The sequence below is a fragment of the Paraburkholderia phytofirmans PsJN genome (genome assembly GCF_000020125.1).
GTDB classification, from domain to species: domain Bacteria; phylum Pseudomonadota; class Gammaproteobacteria; order Burkholderiales; family Burkholderiaceae; genus Paraburkholderia; species Paraburkholderia phytofirmans.
The window spans coordinates 1,232,111-1,249,526 of the sequence record NC_010676.1; the positions used below are offsets into that span (position 1 = coordinate 1,232,111).

The 17,416-nt window shown below is 61.3% G+C and carries 13 protein-coding genes and 1 pseudogene; 9 read left to right on the top strand and 5 right to left on the bottom strand.

What is annotated here, in order from left to right; translation table 11 throughout:
• The first annotated feature begins 28 nt into the window (after positions 1-28).
• Positions 29-1,276, top strand: a complete 1,248-nt coding sequence (locus tag BPHYT_RS25220; RefSeq protein ID WP_041759127.1) for a hybrid-cluster NAD(P)-dependent oxidoreductase — start codon at positions 29-31, stop codon at positions 1,274-1,276.
• A 136-nt stretch (positions 1,277-1,412) separates the two neighbouring features.
• Positions 1,413-2,270, top strand: a complete 858-nt coding sequence (locus BPHYT_RS25225; protein ID WP_012426947.1) for a glycine betaine ABC transporter substrate-binding protein — start codon at positions 1,413-1,415, stop codon at positions 2,268-2,270.
• Between the two features lie 96 nt (positions 2,271-2,366).
• Here the strand turns inward: BPHYT_RS25225 and purU are convergent, their stop codons facing one another.
• Positions 2,367-3,242, bottom strand: coding sequence for a formyltetrahydrofolate deformylase (gene purU, locus BPHYT_RS25230; RefSeq protein ID WP_012426948.1), 876 nt, complete (start codon positions 3,240-3,242; stop codon positions 2,367-2,369).
• 138 nt (positions 3,243-3,380) lie between these two features.
• Positions 3,381-4,295 (bottom strand): choline sulfate utilization transcriptional regulator, encoded by a 915-nt coding sequence (locus BPHYT_RS25235; RefSeq protein WP_012426949.1) that lies wholly within the window; start codon positions 4,293-4,295, stop codon positions 3,381-3,383.
• A 163-nt stretch (positions 4,296-4,458) separates the two neighbouring features.
• Here BPHYT_RS25235 and betC point away from each other — a divergent pair, with 163 nt between their 5' ends.
• The 3 genes from betC (at position 4,459) to BPHYT_RS25250 (ending at position 8,417) form a co-directional block, all read left to right on the top strand.
• On the top strand, positions 4,459-5,997 hold the full coding sequence (betC, locus tag BPHYT_RS25240) for a choline-sulfatase (RefSeq protein WP_012426950.1): 1,539 nt from the start codon (positions 4,459-4,461) through the stop codon (positions 5,995-5,997).
• A 51-nt stretch (positions 5,998-6,048) separates the two neighbouring features.
• The gene (locus BPHYT_RS25245; RefSeq protein ID WP_012426951.1) at positions 6,049-6,999 is read left to right on the top strand and encodes a choline ABC transporter substrate-binding protein; all 951 of its coding nucleotides are present in this window, start codon (positions 6,049-6,051) and stop codon (positions 6,997-6,999) included.
• Between the two features lie 269 nt (positions 7,000-7,268).
• Complete coding sequence (locus tag BPHYT_RS25250; RefSeq protein WP_012426952.1) at positions 7,269-8,417, top strand: porin; 1,149 nt, start codon at positions 7,269-7,271, stop codon at positions 8,415-8,417.
• Positions 8,418-8,474: 57 nt separating this feature from the next.
• On the opposite strand, the gene BPHYT_RS25255 is transcribed toward BPHYT_RS25250, so the two are convergent.
• Complete coding sequence (locus BPHYT_RS25255) at positions 8,475-9,395, bottom strand: LysR family transcriptional regulator (RefSeq protein ID WP_012426953.1); 921 nt, start codon at positions 9,393-9,395, stop codon at positions 8,475-8,477.
• Positions 9,396-9,505: 110 nt separating this feature from the next.
• Here BPHYT_RS25255 and BPHYT_RS25260 point away from each other — a divergent pair, with 110 nt between their 5' ends.
• A complete protein-coding gene (locus BPHYT_RS25260) occupies positions 9,506-10,147 on the top strand; it encodes a glutathione S-transferase family protein (protein ID WP_012426954.1) in 642 nt (213 codons plus the stop codon).
• A 33-nt stretch (positions 10,148-10,180) separates the two neighbouring features.
• Positions 10,181-12,229: a pyridoxamine 5'-phosphate oxidase family protein gene (locus BPHYT_RS25265; RefSeq protein ID WP_012426955.1), complete on the top strand. Its 2,049-nt coding sequence runs from the start codon at positions 10,181-10,183 to the stop codon at positions 12,227-12,229.
• 169 nt (positions 12,230-12,398) lie between these two features.
• Here the strand turns inward: BPHYT_RS25265 and BPHYT_RS25270 are convergent, their stop codons facing one another.
• Positions 12,399-13,754 (bottom strand): epoxide hydrolase family protein, encoded by a 1,356-nt coding sequence (locus tag BPHYT_RS25270; RefSeq protein WP_012426956.1) that lies wholly within the window; start codon positions 13,752-13,754, stop codon positions 12,399-12,401.
• Between the two features lie 320 nt (positions 13,755-14,074).
• Positions 14,075-14,344: pseudogene (locus BPHYT_RS37490) on the bottom strand (Lrp/AsnC ligand binding domain-containing protein); the annotation flags it as partial.
• 116 nt (positions 14,345-14,460) lie between these two features.
• Here BPHYT_RS37490 and BPHYT_RS25275 point away from each other — a divergent pair.
• Together BPHYT_RS25275 and BPHYT_RS25280 are read left to right on the top strand one after the other, a co-directional pair.
• Positions 14,461-15,345, top strand: a complete 885-nt coding sequence (locus BPHYT_RS25275) for a bifunctional helix-turn-helix transcriptional regulator/GNAT family N-acetyltransferase (protein WP_012426957.1) — start codon at positions 14,461-14,463, stop codon at positions 15,343-15,345.
• Positions 15,346-15,700: 355 nt separating this feature from the next.
• The gene (locus tag BPHYT_RS25280) at positions 15,701-17,212 is read left to right on the top strand and encodes a sensor domain-containing diguanylate cyclase (RefSeq protein WP_012426958.1); all 1,512 of its coding nucleotides are present in this window, start codon (positions 15,701-15,703) and stop codon (positions 17,210-17,212) included.
• Positions 17,213-17,416 lie beyond the last annotated feature (204 nt).

A 17,416-nucleotide genomic window follows, 5' to 3' on the forward strand; every position in this document is an offset into this window, starting at 1 on the left:
ACGCTGTAACCAGGAGTCGGAGAAAACAATGATGCGCGATCAGGCGACGTTTCAACTGAGCCCCGAACCGGCTCCAGATCACGCTGCGAGCCGCGTCACGCAGCCGCGGTTCTGGGAGACGTTGCCGCCACGCTGGAATAGCGATACCGACGACACGCTGGTGTGCTGCCAGGTTCGCCAGGAAACGCACGACGTGAAGAGCTTTTTCTTTCGCGCGCCTTCCGGGCGGGCGTTCGTGTTCGAGCCGGGGCAGTTCATCACGCTGGAACTGGAGATCGACGGTGAATCGATCAATCGTTGCTATACGATTTCGTCGCCGCCCACGCGTCCGCATACGATCTCGATCACGGTGAAGCGCGTGCCGGGCGGCAAAGTGTCGAACTGGCTGCACGACAATCTGCATGCGGGCGCGGAGGTTCGTGTGCTGGGACCGTCGGGCGAATTCACGTGCGCGCGGCATCCGGCGCGCAAGTTCCTGTTCCTGTCGGCCGGTTCGGGGATCACGCCGCTGATGTCGATGAGCCGCGCGCATCACGAACTCGGTGAAGACAGCGATATTGTGTTCGTGCACAGTGCCCGCACGCCGGACGACATCATCTTCGCGCGCGAGCTCGATCTGATCGCATCGAATCAGGCCCATTTCCGCACGGCGTTCGTTTGCGAGCGAGTGGGCGCGCGCACGAACTGGCCTGGCGTGACCGGCTTTCTGACCTTGCCGTTGCTCAAGCTCATCGCGCCGGATTATCTGGAGCGTGAGATTTTCACCTGCGGACCCGCGCCGTATATGCAAGCCGTGCGCAACCTGTTGGACGAAGGCGGTTTCGACCGGCGCCACTATCACGAAGAAAGTTTTTCCTTCGAGACGGTCAGCGAAGTGGCCGCGCAATTGACCACCGCGCATGTCGCGGATGCATTGCAGAGCGTTGGCGCGCCGGTCACTGCGGACAGCTTCGTCGAGGCGCGCGAGGAAGCGCCGGGATTCGCGCCCGCACCCGTTTCCATCGAAACAGAAATCCGCTTCAAGGTGAGTTTCGCCAAAAGCAATCGCGAGATCGAATGCGGCAGCGGCCAGCACGTGCTCGACGCGGCGAAGAAAGCGGGCGTGCGGTTGCCGGCGTCGTGTACACAGGGCATGTGCGGCACCTGCAAGGTCAAGCTGGTGTCGGGTGAGGTCGCGATGAAACACGCCGGCGGGATTCGCCAGCGCGAGATCGATCAGGGCATGGTGCTGCTGTGCTGCAGCAAGCCGTTGAGCGACCTCGTCGTGGATAAGTAAGACGAGAAGAAGGTGGGTCCAGTGGCGCGAAGTCGCGTGGGGACAACTGGATGTCGGAAAACAACGCTACCCGGTAATTCTGGCTGGCGATTCTAAATGCTCATTGGGTTGTTTTGACGGCAAAGGGAGAACGGCGATGAGACTGATCAAAAAGATATTCGTGTTGAGCGCCTTGGGCGCGGCGCTGGCGGCAAGCAGCGTGAGCGTGTCGGCCGATAGCAAGCCGACCATCAAGATCGGCTACGTGGAAGGCTGGGACGATAGCGTCGCGACCTCGAACGTGGCCGCGCGCGTGATCGAAAAGCGCCTCGGCTATCAGGTCACACTCGTGCCGGTCGCGGCCGGCGTGATGTGGCAGGGCGTGGCGCGCGGCGACCTCGACGCGACGCTGTCGGCGTGGCTGCCCGTCACGCACGGTGCGTACTGGAACAACTTCAAGGATAAGGTGGTCGACCTCGGGCCGAACTTCAACGATGCGAAGATCGGGCTGATCGTGCCGGAGAATGTCGACGTGAAGAGCCTCGGCGATCTGGAAGCGAAGAAGGCGGAGTTCGGCTCGCGCATCGTCGGTATCGACGCCGGCGCGGGCGTGATGCAGAAAACCAGCGAGGCGATCAAGGCCTATGGGCTCGACTATCAGTTGATGCCGAGTTCAGGCAGCGCGATGACTGCTGAGCTGGCGCGTTCGGAGGCGGCGAGCAAGCCGATTATCGTGACCGGTTGGAAGCCGCACTGGATGTTCGCGAAGTACAAGCTGAAATTCCTCGACGATCCGAAGAAGGTATTCGGCGAAGCGGAGCACGTGGACAGCGTCGTGAATCCTGAACTCGAGAAGAAGGCGCCGCCGGTCGTCGCGTTCCTCAAGAAGTTCCAATGGAAGCCGGGCGAGATCGACAGCGTGATGCTGGCGACGCAGAACGGCGAGAAGCCGACCGCCGCGGCCGATGCGTGGATCAGTGCGCATGGTGACCGGGTGGATAGCTGGGTGAAGTGATTCTGCTGAAGGTGCTTGTGCGAAAGCGTTGCCGCTTTGATGAAGCGGCAACGCTCGAATAAACGAAAACGCCGCTTTCTAGCGGCGTTTTCTTGTTTACTGCAGCACGACAGTCCGATCGCCGTTGATAAACACGCGCCGCTCGATAAACGCCTTGACGGCCCGCGCAAGCGTAATGCACTCGACGTCGCGCCCCGTAGCAAGCAGACGCTCCGGGCTATACGAGTGATCCACGCGCTCCACCACCTGTTCGATGATCGGACCTTCGTCCAGATCGTCGGTGACGAAATGCGCGGTCGCGCCGATCAGTTTGACGCCGCGTGTATGCGCCTGGTGATACGGCTTGGCGCCCTTGAAGCCGGGCAGAAACGAATGGTGGATATTGATCGCTCGCGCGGCCAGCGCACGGCTCGTCTCGCCGGAGAGAATCTGCATATAGCGCGCGAGAATCATCAACTCGGCGCCCGAAGTTTCGAACAGATCGAGCAAACGCGCTTCCTGTTGCGGTTTCGTGTCGGCGGTGATCGGCAGATGTTGGAAGGGCAGACCGTGCTGCTGAGCCAACGGTTCGAGATCGCGGTGATTCGAGCCGATGCCGACAATGTCCATCTTCAACTCGCCCATGCGCCAGCGGAACAGCAGATCGGCGAGACAGTGTTCGAGTTTCGACACCATGATCAAAACCTTCGGCCGCGTGCCGACGTCGTGCATCGCCCATGTCATGCGGAAACGCTCGGCGATCGGCTCGAATTCGCGCTTGAGCGCGGCGACCCGCAGCGTCTCCTGACTGTCGGCGCCATGAAATACGCAGCGCACGAAAAAGCGCTCGCTGAGGTCGTCGTCGAAAACGGTCAGTTCGTCGATATAGCAATGATGCCGGTCGAGAAAACCGACGACGGCGGCAACCTGGCCGGCCGCGCTCGGACAGGCGACGGTGAGAACCAGCTGATCGGGACGGGAATCGACGGACATGCGCACTCCACCTGGAAGATAGGACGCTGCCGCGGGGCGCGGCATGCATCTTCGCAGTAGAGCAAATCAGGCGGGCACGCGGATAGAAGCTAACCGCCGTCGCGCTGGAACGGGAGCGTCAGGCCGGCCTGCGCGCGCTTATTCCGCATCGAGCCCGCATTCGCCGAGCAGCCAGTGGCGAAAGGCGCTGACCACGGGTGTCGCCGTGCGCTGCGTGACGAGCAGATAGCCGCGCTCCGTGATGACCGGCGGCTCGAACAGTTCGATGAGTTGCCCGGTGGCAAGCAGTTCGTCGACCAGCGGCGCCCAGCCCAGCGCGACGCCCTGGCCCATGATCGCCGCGTGGGCCACCAGCGTAAAACTGTTGAACGTGATACCGCGATGCGCGGCGGGCGCATCGAGTTCATGGGCGGCGAACCAGTCGGCCCATGAGAGCCAGCGCGCCGGCTGGGTCGGCTCGAGATGCAGCAACGGCAGATTCATCAGATCAGCGGGCGCGCGCAGTGACGGGTGCGCCGCGAGAAACGCCGGGCTGCACACCGGCGTGACGCGCTCGGGAAACAGCTTGACCACGCCGCGCGCGGTCCAGTCCGCATGTTCATCGCCGAATGCAATGGCGATGTCCGCCTGATCGTGCGACGGATCGAATACGCTTTGCGACGTGATGATCTTCACGTCGACATCCGGCATCAGCGCCTTGAACTGCGATAGACGCGGCATTAGCCAATAGGTGGCGAAGCCGAAGTCGGTGGAGAGGGTGAGCGTTTGCGGCGTGCGCCGCGCGCGGATTTCGCTGGTGGCTAAACGAATCGTGTCCAGCGCGTGGCGTACCGCTTCAAAGAGCCGTTCGCCGTCTTCGGTGAGGGTGACGCCGCGATGGCCGCGCTCGAACAGCGGGGCGCCCAGCGCTTCCTCCAGTTGCACGACGCGTTGACTCACCGCGGGCTGGGTCGAACCCAGTTCGCGCGCGGCCGCCGTGAAGCTGGCCAGACGCGCGGCGGACTCGAACATCGTCAACGCTTGCATAGGCGGCAAGCGGTCCTGTCTCGACATAACACCCCCTTATAGGCACATAACGAATTGCCGTCTTCACAGCGGCGAATTGGACGGCAATAGTGGTGCTCATGGCGGGCCCGGCGGACCGGCAGCCCGTTGGCCGTTGCATCCATCGCGGCATCTGCATCGACACTTGCGATTCTATTCGAGGCACGCACTCATGCTTGACAGCAAAAAGAATATTCTCATCCTGATGGCCGACCAGATGACGCCGTTCGCGCTGGCCGCATACGGGCACCCTCTGACGAAGACGCCCAATCTCGATCGCCTCGCGAAACAGGGCGTGGTGTTCGAATCGGCCTATTGCGCGAGTCCGCTGTGTGCGCCGTCGCGATTCTCTTTTTTATCGGGCAAGCTGCCGTCCGCAATCGGTGCCTATGACAATGCAGCGGAATTTCCGTCGCAAACGCTGACCTTCGCGCATTATCTCCGCGCTGAAGGTTATCGAACCATTCTGTCCGGCAAGATGCATTTCTGCGGCGCCGATCAGTTGCATGGCTTCGAAGAGCGGCTCACCACCGACATCTATCCCGCCGACTTCGGCTGGACACCCGACTGGGACAATTTCGAAGCACGTCCCACGTGGTATCACAACATGAGTTCGGTAATCGACGCGGGTCCGTGCGTGCGCACCAATCAACTCGACTTCGACGACGAGGTCACGTTCACCGCTCGCCAGAAACTCTTCGACATTGCGCGCGAACGTCATGCGGGTAAAGATGCGCGGCCGTTTTGCATGGTCGCCTCGCTGACGCACCCACACGACCCGTACGCGATTCCGCAAAAGTACTGGGACATGTATCGCGACGAAGACATCGACATGCCCGCGTTTCGCGATTCATTCGAAGACGCTGACCCGCACTCAAAGCGCCTGCGCCATGTCTGCGAAACCGATCGCACGCCGCCTACCGATCAGCAGATCCGCAACGCGCGGCGCGCTTATTACGGCGCGATCTCCTACGTCGACGACCAGTTCGGCGCGATCCTCGAAGCGCTCGATCAGGCCGGCCTCGCGCAAGACACGGTGATCGTGGTGACGTCCGATCACGGCGAGATGCTCGGCGAACGTGGACTCTGGTACAAGATGACTTTCTTCGAAGGCGGTTGCCGCGTGCCCTTGATCGTGCACGCGCCGCAGCAATTCGACGCGCATCGCGTGAAGGACTCGGTCTCGCATCTCGATCTCGTGCCGACGCTGGTCGAACTGGCGCGCGGCGAACAGCCGGCCGTGTGGCCCGATTCGCTGGATGGACAAAGCCTCGTGCCGCATCTGTTCGGTAAGCAAGGTGGTCATGACGAAGCGATCGGCGAATATCTGGCCGAGGGTGCGATTGCGCCGATTGTGATGCTGCGGCGTGGGCGCTTCAAGTTTATTCACACACCTGCCGATCCCGATCAACTCTACGACGTCGCAGCCGATCCGCTTGAACGAGAAAACCTTGCCGCGCGCAGCGAATATGCATCACAGGTCGCGGCATTTCGGGAGGAAGTCGCGCAACGCTGGAATCTCGCCGCGCTGCACAATGAAGTGCTGCAAAGCCAGCGGCGCCGCCATTTTCACTTCGCGTCAACGACACAAGGCACGGTCGCATCGTGGGATTGGCAACCGCTCGTCGATGCGAGCCAGCGTTATATGCGCAACCACATCGATCTCGATACGCTCGAAGCGATGGCGCGCTTTCCCGCCGTTGCCCGTTAATCCTCACGCTGCTCACGATCCAATCCACCCCACCAACAGGAAGCCGACATAATGAAAAAGCTCTTCAAACAGGCGGTAACCGGCGTAGCGCTACTGTGCGCGGCAGCCACTTTCGCGTCGGCCGCCGAGCCGCAGTCATGCACGCAGGTCAACATGGCGGGGCCGGGATGGACCGACATCGACGCGACCAATGCAATGACCGGAGTACTGTTGAAGGCGCTCGGCTATAAGCAGAATGTCGCGAACCTGTCGGTGCCGATCACTTATCAAGGCCTGAAGAAAGGACAGATCGACGTGTTCCTCGGCAACTGGATGCCCGCGCAGGCCCCGGTCGTCAAACCGTTCGAAGAAGAAAAGTCGATCGAAGTCGTGCATCCGAATCTGAGCAACGCCAAGTTCACGCTGGCCGTGCCCGACTATGTGGCCGCCGCCGGCATTCATTCTTTCGACGACCTGGCGAAGAATGCCGACAAGTTCGATAGCAAGATTTACGGCATCGAACCTGGCGCGCCGGCCAATCAGAACATCAAGAAAATGGTCGATGACAAGGCGTTCGGCCTCGGCAACTGGAAGCTCGTCGAATCGAGCGAGACAGGCATGCTCACGCAAGTGGAACGCGCGGTGCGCGACAAGAAGTGGATTGTCTTTCTTGCGTGGGAGCCGCATTTGATGAACACGAAGTTCAAGCTCACCTATCTCGATGGCGGCGACAAGTACTTCGGGCCCAACTACGGCGGCGCCACGGTCAATACGGTGGCGCGCAGCGGCTATGCCGCGCAGTGCCCGAATGTCGGGCGTCTGTTTAAGCAACTCACTTTCAACGTCGATCTGGAGAATGGCGTGATTACCGAAGTACTCGAAAAGAAAACCGGCGTGGATGTCGCCGCCGCGGAAGCGCTCAAGCGTCACCCCGAATTGTTGAAGTCGTGGCTCGACGGCGTGAATACCGCGAGCGGCGCCAATGGCCTGCAAGCCGTGCAAACCGCGCTCGGCGTGAAATAACCGCCGCATTCCTAACAATGAGGTCGCGGTGCGACAGATTTATGTCGCATCCGGTCGAATCCTCGTAAATCTGGACCCGTATTCTTGATGCAGCGATGCGGACACAGTGCTTATTGCATGCATCGTAGATAGCTTCAATTCGTTTTACTCGGTCTCAGCCGGTTTCTGAACTGCCCGTCATGCGAGAAGCGCCGCGCGTTGGTCAACAGCACGCAGCAGGGATCGCTTTATCCAACGAAATACGCAGGCAAAGAGCAGGGGAGAATTAGATGAAGAAGAAAAATGCCGTCAGCCTTTCGGGACTCGCTATCGCGGCAAGCGCTGTATGCGCGCCGACTGCTGCTCATGCACAAAGCAGCGTCACCCTTTACGGCATTCTGGATGCCGGCATTACCTACGTGAACAATGCCGGCGGGGCTCACCAGTTCAAGTTCGATGACGGTATTTCATACGGCAACCGGATCGGCTTCAAGGGCGTCGAGGATCTCGGCGGCGGCTTGCAGGCAGTGTTCGCGCTCGAATCGGGTTTTCACGTGGGCAATGGGCAATATGCATTCGGCGGTGCCGAGTTCGGACGCCAGGCTTATGTGGGCCTGAAGAACAACTGGGGGCAACTCTCGTTTGGTAATCAACTGGACATGACCGAGGAGTTCGTCTACCTGTATAACATCTCGGCGTGGGCGAGCGGTTACGCGATCCATCAAGGCGACTTCGACCGGATGAACGGCGACCGGCTGCCGAACTCGGTCAAGTTCCTCTCCAACGACTATGCAGGCTTCTCGTTCGGCGGCATGTACTCGTTCGGCAATACGGCCGGTGACTTCCACAACAAGAGCGCGTGGAGCGTGGGCGCGCGTTACGAGCACAGCGCGTTCAACATGGGCGCGGCCTATACGCAGTTGAACAATCCGAACGGCATCTATGCATTCGACCCGTACGCGATGATCGGCACACGGACGTTCCTCGGCAAGCCGACCGTGTCCGTCGATCCGGCGACCGGCGCGGTGACGGATCTGTATAGCTCGTCGGCGTTTCCGGTCGACAAGCAAGGGGCGTTCGCAGTCGGCGCGGCCTATACGATCGGCAAGGTCATGTTGAGCGGCGATTTCACCTACACGACGATCAAGGGACTCGGCGAGACCTCGCATATGCAGGTGTATGAAGCGGGCGCCTCGTACACCTTCACGCCCGCGTTGATGCTGTACGGCGGCTATCAGCACACGCGGTTCGAAGGCAATCACTGGAACCAGGGCTCGCTCGGGTTGCATTATCTGCTCTCCAAGCGTACGGACGTCTATATCTCCGGCGACTATCTGCGCGCGTCGGACGGCGTGAATGCAGTGATCGGCTACAGCTTCACGCCGTCCACGTCGAACACGCAGACCGATGTGCGGATCGGCATGCGGCACTCGTTCTGACACGTTGATACGCAAGGCTTGCTGGTGGCCCGGTTCACGGGACACCAGCAAACGCCGTCACGCGGCGCGTTCGAGCTGCTTCTTGAACGTCTCGATTAGCGCCCGCACTTTGCGCGGAGGATGACTGGTGGGCGGAAAGATAGCCTGAATACTCGCGGGCTCCGTCGCCCATTCCGGCAGCAGGCGAATCAACCGGCCGGCCGCAATGTCGCCGCCAATCGAGAAATCCGTCAACAGCCCGAAGCCGCCGCCGGCGAGTGTTGCTGCACGGCAGGCGTCGGCGGTATTCACCAGCAACGCGTTTTCACAACGCACGCTTTCCACGTCGCCATCGCCCGTGCCGCCGTTGCGTTGCAGGTCGAGCGTCAGCGGACGCGGCAACACCGTCAACGCGCAAAAGGGCATCGCCGACAATTCGGCGGGTGTCTGCGGCTGCCCCCATGTCTCGACGAAATCTGGGCTCGCCACGATCCATTTGACGAAGCTGCCGAGTTTCACCGCGCGGAAATTGGAATCGGCAAGCCGGCCCAGGCGAATCGCGACGTCGATACCGTCCGCGATCAGATCCACATAGCGATCGGTGCACAACAACTCGACATTGAGTTGCGGATGCGTGCGGCGCAGTTCGACCAGCACCGGTGCGACTGCAAGCGAACCGTAATCGATCGGCGAGCTCACGCGCAACGTGCCGCGCACGGGCGCCGTTTCGCCGCCGATCGCCGCGAGCGCGTCTTCGGTGGCGCGGAGGATTTTCACGCTGGCTTCGTAGAACGCGCGGCCGGGCTCGGTCAAACCGAGCCGCCGCGTCGTGCGCACCAGCAGGCTCGCGCCGACCTCGGCCTCGAGCCGCTGCATGTGCGTGCTGACCATCGTCTTGGCGAGGCCCAGGCGCGCTGCCGCGGCGGTCAGCGAGCCCGCCTCGACGACCGCGACGAAGATCGCCAGCCGGTTCAGATTTACGTCGCGTACGTCGGCCATGGTGGATTGTCCATCTTCGATTGACTGTGTTTCCCGGATTATCAGGCTTCTGCAAGGTGGGGCGTGCGGATTATGCTCGTCCCATCCCTTCACGCTTTCCGGAACCTGTCATGCCCGTTGCTCGACCCGCCCAGCCGATCCGCCTCTATACGACCCTGCTTTCCGGCCACGGCCATCGGGTGAAGCTGTTTTTGACCCTGCTGGATCTGCCGTTCGAAGTGGTCGAACTGGACGTGAAAGCCGGCGACAACCGCAAGCCTGACTATCTGGCGCTCAACCCGTTCGGCCAGGTGCCGACCATTCAGGACGGCGACATCACGTTGTTCGACTCGAACGCGATTCTGGTGTATCTGGCCAAGCGCTACGGCGACGCCTCCTGGCTGCCGGAAGACCCGCTCGGCGCGGCCGCGGTGCAGCGCTGGCTGTCGCTCGCGGCGGGTCAGATCGCATATGGGCCGTGCACGGCGCGGCTCGTCACCGTATTTGGTGCGCCGCACGATCACGAGACGGCGAAGAAGTTGGCGGTGAAGCTGTTCGATGTACTCGACCGCGAACTGGCGGACAAGCCGTTCGCGGCAGGCAATCAGGTGACGATCGCCGATATCGCCGCGCACACCTACATCGCGCACGCGCCGGAAGGCGGCGTGTCGCTCGACCCGTATCCGAACATTCGTGCGTGGCTGCGCCGCGTCGAGGCGTTGCCGCGGTTCATCGCGATGCCCTCGACAAAAGCGGGGCTGCTCGCCGAATAATCGGCTGATCTTTCACGACACCGGAGTCCGGTCATGTCCTCCTTTATCCCTCTGAATGGCTGGGGCGTCGACACCTCGCCGTTTCATGCCGCGGAAGTCGCCGCCCAGCAGCGCGTGGGCGTGAGAAGCGTGGCTGAAGCGTCGGGACGCCGGGGGATCCGGCGCTACATGCCGGACCAGCATCGTAAGTTTTTTGCCGAGCAGCCGTTCATGGTGATCGGCGGCGTCGATGCGCACGGGCAGCCGTGGGCGACGGTGCGCGCCGGCCTGCCGGGCTTCGTGTCGTCGCCGGATGCGAAGACCTTGCGCATCGAAGGCGGCGCGTTAGCCGGCGATCCGCTCGCGAATAGCTGGCAGAAGGGTTCGATGATCGGCGGCCTCGGGCTGCAGCCGCAGACTCGCCGGCGCAACCGGATCAATGGCATGGTGATGTCAGCGGACGGGGCGGCGTTGACGCTCGATGTTCATCAGAGTTTCGGCAACTGCAACAAGTACATCCAAAGCCGTACACCGACGTGGGTCGAGCCGAGTGCTTCCGAGCCTCCCATGCCGCCGGAAATAGCGGCGCAACTCAGCGATGCCGACCGCGCATTCCTGGCGCGGGCGGATACGTTTTTCATCGCGAGCGCGAATCTTGCGGACGACGCCGAGCTCGCGCGCGGCGTCGACGTTTCGCATCGCGGCGGCGCGCCGGGCTTTGTGCGTGTGGACGATGAACACACGCTGACGACCCCCGACTTTGTCGGCAACAACTTCTTCAACACGATCGGCAACCTGATCCACGATCCGCGTGCCGGGTTGCTGTTCATCGACTTTGCGAGCGGCGATCTGCTGTATATCGCGGCGCGCGCGGAAATCATCTGGGACGGCGCGGAAGTGGCGGCCTTCGAAGGCGCGCAACGGCTCGTGCGTTTTCACGTGCTGGAAGTACGGCGCAGCCGGAGCGCGTTGCCGTTTCGCTGGTCGGACGTCGGGTACGCGCCGCAGTTTGCGGCGGCAGTGCAAAAGCCGGTGGCTGCATCGCCGTGGCACAAGCTGAAGGTCGCGGCAGTGGTCGAGGAGACTGCGTCGATCCGTTCCTTCTATTTTGAACCGGTCGACGGTGCACCGTTGCCGTCGTACAAGCCGGGGCAGTTTCTGCCGATTCGCGTGCCTGTGGAGGGCTCTACCACGCCTTTGTCGCGGACGTATACGCTCTCCGATGCGCACGATCCGCAGCGGTATCGAATCAGCGTGAAGCGCGAAGGCGTTGCGTCGAAATGGCTGCATGAGCATCTGGTTGCGGGAGCGCAGATTGAAGCGATGAAGCCGCGTGGCGCTTTCATTTTCGATGAAGAGAGCCCGCGGCCCGCCGTGTTCATTTCGGCAGGCATCGGCATCACACCGATGATGGCAATGCTTAGACACGCGTTGGCAGCGTCTCGCACTGAGGGTGCGCTGGCGAAGCGAGTGTTCTTCTTTCACGGCGCGCGTAGCGATCGCGAACGTCCGTTTAGTGCGCAATTGAAAGAGCTTGCCGCGCGCAATCCGGCGCTTTCACTGCATCTTTTCGATAGTGCCGCTGACGGAGTGACCGAAGGCGTGTCGGCCGGTCGTGTAAGCATCGACGCATTAAAGCGCGCGCTTCCGTTCGATGACTACGACTTCTATCTGTGCGGCCCCGAGCAGTTCATGCGCGACCTGTACGAAGGTCTGCGCGGATTGAATGTCGCCGATGAACGGATTCGTTTCGAAGCGTTCGGTCCGGCGAGCGTCAAGCGCGCGGTTGCCGTCAAGAGCGAGCCAGTGCCGGCGGCCACGCCGGTACGAGACGCGGGTGCTGTGCAAGTGACCTTTGCGCGCTCCGAGCGCACGATTCAATGGCTGCCGCGCGACGGCAGCCTGCTTGAATTCGCCGAAGCGCACGGTATCGACGCGCCGTCGAGTTGCAGGTCGGGTATGTGCGGGACGTGTTCGACGCGGTTGCTGTCGGGCAAGGTCAAATACGACGGCGAAGTGGAGGCGCAGATCGAACCCGGCGCGGCGCTGGTTTGCATGGCGCATCCGGTTGCGGGCGACGCGGGTGTGACATTGGATCTGTGATCGGCGGCCTCTGGCTTTCCGGAAAATCCAGGGCTTCGATTTGTGTCGCGCGTGCCGCGGATCAACGCGACGCCAGTGAATGTTGCGTGAGGATGCGGCCGCTACATACGCCGAACCCGGACCCTTGCCGCCCGTTGCGATTAGTGATCCGGGTCCAGCAGGTTCTCAGTTATGTCCGCAGCGGCCTCAAGCCCGCGCGGACCTCTTCAGTAAATAGTTGCGGTTGTTCCCACGCCGCGAAGTGTCCGCCTTTGTCGAGCCTGTTGTAGTAGATCAGGTTGTGATACGCCCGCTCTGTCCAACTGCGCGGCGCCTGATAGTTCTCGCGAGGAAAGACGCTGATCGCAGCGGGTACGGATACGTCGGCGGCGGCGAGGAAGTTGAAGTGAGACTCCCAATAGAAGCGCGCCGCGGAAATTCCCGTATTCGTTAACCAGTAGAGCGTGATGTCGTCTAGTACGTCGTTGCGCGTCAAGTCGCCAGCCGATTCCCCGTTGACCGGGTGCCCGAACACAGCCGAGGTCAACGCCGCCGCCGGCTGCTCATACCCGTCCCCGTGATCGAGAAGCCAGCTCGCGAGGCCGACGGGAGAGTCCGACAGTCCTGTGAGCGTTTGCGGGCGTGTGCCCATCTCGAGTGCGTACGCGCGTCGCTTCATGGCCGCTGAACTCAGTTGCTCGTAAGCGTGCTTTTCGTCGGCGGAGAGGTTGGCGGGCGGTGGATCGCCAGCCTGGAGTGCCTTGACGATTTCGGGCGGAAGCGTCGCGGGGAAGTTGACATGGATGCCTAACAATTCCGGCGGCGCCTGCTTGCCCATGACGTTGCAGACAATGCCGCCCAGATCGCCGCCTTGCGCGGCGAATTTTTCGTATCCAAGGCGCTTCATCAGAACGACCCATGCGCGCGCGGTACGCTCCGGGCCCCACCCGGTCGTGGTCGGCTTGCCTGAAAAACCATAGCCCGGCAAAGACGGAATGACCAGATGAAACGCGTCGGACGCCCTTGCGCCATAGGCGGTCGGATTGGTCAGCGGACCGATGATCTTGAACTGCTCGATCACCGAGCCTGGCCACCCATGCGTGACGACGAGCGGCATCGCATTTTCGTGCTTCGAACGGACGTGAATGAAATGGATATCCAGTCCATCGATCTCGGTCACGAAATTCGGCAACGAGTTGAGCTTCGCTTCGCACTTTCGCCAGTCGTAATCGGTCGACCAATGGCGCGCAAGTTCCTGAATCATCGCGAGCGGCACGCCTTGCGAATTGTCGGTGACGGTCTCCCGATCAGGCCATCTCGTCGCCTTGATGCGCCGGCGCAGGTCGACGAGTTGCGATTCCGGCACATGCACGCGAAGTGCGCGAATGGCGGTCTTGTCGCTGCCAGTCGCCGGGACAACTTCAGTAATCGCTTGATTCGTTTCGGCAAACGCGAGCTGGCTCAATGAGCCGGCAGCGACGGCCGCCGCTGCCGCGCTGACAAAACGGCGGCGCGAGGGCGAATGGGGAGGGAGCTTGTCTGACATAAATTCTCCGATCGGCGATGAAGCCAGGCTTACCCATCAACGACGACATGATTTCACGATTCACGCGCCGTCGGGAGGCGGTGTTCGACGTAGGGTGGACGTATTGGAGCGCGCGGAGGTATCACGCATGTGTCGGGAAGGGAGGGTTTTGTATGCGCGGGTGTCGCTGCATCCGGGAGATACGTTGCGATACAAAGTGGGGCCGTGTCGGAGAAACTCAGTCGCGCCTATGGTAGGGACGTAACGGACTGAACCCGATTGCGTCCCTCCCGTTTTGGCCCATAGAGCGCCGCGTAAAGATGTTCAGCCAGCAGTTCTGTTCAGGCGTCGGGAACCGGAACCCGGGACGAAAACTTCACCTCGCGTAGCGCCAGACCCGACTGTATCGACGCGATGCCCGGCTGCCGCCGTAGCACCCGCTCGACAAATTCACCGTATGCGTCCAGATCAACGGTGAACGCCTGCAGGATATAGTCCGCATCATCTGTGATCTTTTGGCACGAGAGAACCTCCGGTCGACCGCGGATAACGGCTTCGAAGTTGTCCGCGGTTTTGTCCGAGCGTACATTGAACCGGAGATTTGTTGCGGCGCGATCTGACTATCGCCTGCGCACAAGGAGCTAGAGCATGACGCGATATGTCGATGTGAAAGATGTTTCCCGCGTTCAAGTTGACCAAACGCATATCTCTGACTAAAGTCAGAGGCATGGACACATCCGACATTCTCCAGGTTCGTAGCTTTAACCGCGTAGTCGCGGAAAGCATTGGCGCTATCGACGATCATTTCCTCGGCCGGGGCCGCCCGATGGGCGAATCGCGCCTGCTATGGGAGATCGGTGTCGAAGGCGCGGACATTCGTGCCCTACGCGCGCGGCTAAATCTCGATTCGGGCTATATCAGCCGCACGTTGGCGTCTCTTGAACGGCGAAAACTTGTCGCTATCCTCACTCATCCAAACGACCGCCGGGTACGCCGGGCTCGTCTGACTCAGAAGGGCCTCGCGGAAAGGGTCGAACTCGAACGGCTTTCCGACGCGGTCGCGCTACGCGCGCTCGAACCGCTCGGCGATGTGCAGCGCCGCAGACTGGTCGCGGCGATGTCAGAGGTCGAGCGTTTGCTACAGGCATCTCTTGTGCATTTTGCCGTTGAACAGCCAGATAGCGATGACGCGCGGTGGTGCTTCGAACAGTATTTCAGCGAACTCGATCAGCGCTTTGACGCCGGATTCGACCGGTCCATCAGCCTTTCGGCAGATGCCCACGAACTGACGCCACCGGAAGGCGCGCTGATCGTGGCGAGACTCCATGGAAGCCCGGTCGGCTGCGTCGCGCTGAAGTTTCATAAGAAGTCTCCGGCCGAACTCAAACGAATGTGGGTGAGCCCTTCCGCTCGCGGGATGGGTGTAGGCCGCCGGTCGATCGTCGAGGCGGAGAAGTGCGCCCGGCAAGCCAAAGCGCGCGTTATTCGTCTGGAAACAAATCGAACGCTGCACGAGGCGATCTCGCTATACCGGCAGTGTGGATACGTCGAAGTCGAGGCGTTCAGCGCGGAACCGTATGCGCATCATTGGTTTGAAAAACGGCTCGTCTGAGCGGCCGTTCTCATTGGTTGCACGGCGACAATCGTTGCCCACGCGAAGATGCTGGCCGTTCGATAAACGCGGCACGTTGTGATTCTCGGATACCATAGTGCTCGACGTCGTCCAGCCGGCGGTGACTGGACGCGTGCCGCCTCGAATAGTCGAGAAGACGTCCTGGCTTTCCATTGAATGACTCAAGTAATGATTTTGTCAGATCCCGGGCGGCGGTAATCGCGTTCATTTCAGCGGTTGCATGCGTCGAGGGGGATAGCGATAACCGGTTAATCGCGCTGGCAGCGCTCGCTGTCCCCAGGTGCCCGGCGACGTAGTTTCAGGCCGTGTGTATGAATCCGTTTCATGAGGCTCCATGCGTTCGTCACTACCGCCTTTTGTGCGGCGATCCATTTCGTCATCCGCGTCGCGGGTATTGTCGCCATCTGGCGTGATTGTTTGTGGCGTTCTGCTGATACTGTTCACGTGCAGTCTTTGCGCGTGGGTGCTTTTCGAGTCGCGTAAAGATGCCTACAACCGCGCTGAGGAAAACGCGCGGAACCTGATGCTGGTTATCGAGCGGGACATCGCTCGCAACATCGAGCTCTACGATCTGTCGCTGCAGGCGGTAGTGGAAGGGGTTGCGGATCCGCAGATGATGGCGCTCCCCGCGAAGATCCGCAACGGGGTGCTGTTCGACCGCGCCGCTTCAGGCAAGTACCTTGGCTCCATCTTCGTGATGAATGAGCGTGGGGATATCGTTCTGGACTCCGGATTCTTACCGGCGCGAGCGGGCAGTTTCGGCGATCGTGACTACTTCCGCTTTCATCGCGATAACGGCAACACTGGCCTCTACATCAGCAAGCCCTACGAGTCACGACTGCGGGACGGGGCGCTCACGATTGCCCTGAGCCGCCGGATTTCGCACCCGGACGGCTCTTTCGGCGGTGTCGTGGTCGGCACGCTAAGCATCGACTATTTTCGCGCTTTGCTGGACGGCTTGTCCGTGGGGGAGCACGGCACCGCGGCAGTGATCGAGACTAACGGCGCCATGATCACGCGCTTACCCTACGATCCGCACGTGGTCGGACGCGACATCCAGAACGCTCCGGTTTTTATTCAGGCAATGTCGACGAAGGAAGGTGCCTTCATGGGCACCGCCTCGATCGATGGGATCCGCAGGCTCTACGTGTACAAGCACTTGCACGGGCTTCCGATCATCGTCGACGTGGCGCCTGCGGAAAGCGACGTTTACGCTGAATGGCGACGCCGGGCCCTGCGGCTCGAGATCGTGATGGCGGTGTTCAGCATAATTCTCGGGGCGGGATCTTTGCTGTTGTCGCGCGAACTGCGGCGGCGGCAGCGTGCGGAATCGAAACTGCAGCACCTGGCGCGTACGGACGCGCTCACGGGGTTGAGCAATCGCGGCACCTTCGACGATACGCTGCAAAAGGAGTGGCAACGAGCCAACCGCTCGGGCCGTCCGCTCTCGTTGCTGTTCATCGACATTGATCAGTTCAAGGCTTACAACGACTACTATGGTCACCAGGCGGGCGACGAGGTGCTGCGAGCCGTTGCCCAGTGTGTGGGCCTGTGCGTTCTACGATCGGCGGACCAGGTGGCCCGATACGGCGGTGAGGAGTTCGTGGTGACTCTTCCTGATACAGACGCAACCGGCGCTACAAATGTCGCCGAAACCGTTCGGCGCGCCGTATTCGATCTGAATCTCGAGCACGTCCAAAGCCGGTATGGCCGGGTGACTGTGAGTATCGGCCTGGTGACCTCCGACGAGCGCGTCGCTCGTGATGGCGCAACGCTGGTGAACATGGCCGACTCGGCGCTATATGAAGCGAAATCAACCGGACGTAACCGGGTCTGCGAGGCGTAGAAAAGCGATCTCATCCGCGATCGATATAACCGGGCTCGGGCGGCATGCCTGCAAGCCATAGGGCGCCTGATTCATGGCGAGCCAGGCATCGAGTTTGGCATTTGAACGGCCGCGATGACCATATCAAAGCCCATCTATCCTCATTCGAATCAACGCGGTTGACTGGCAGGCGGAACAGGACGCCTGGTGTATGGACGGCGGTGG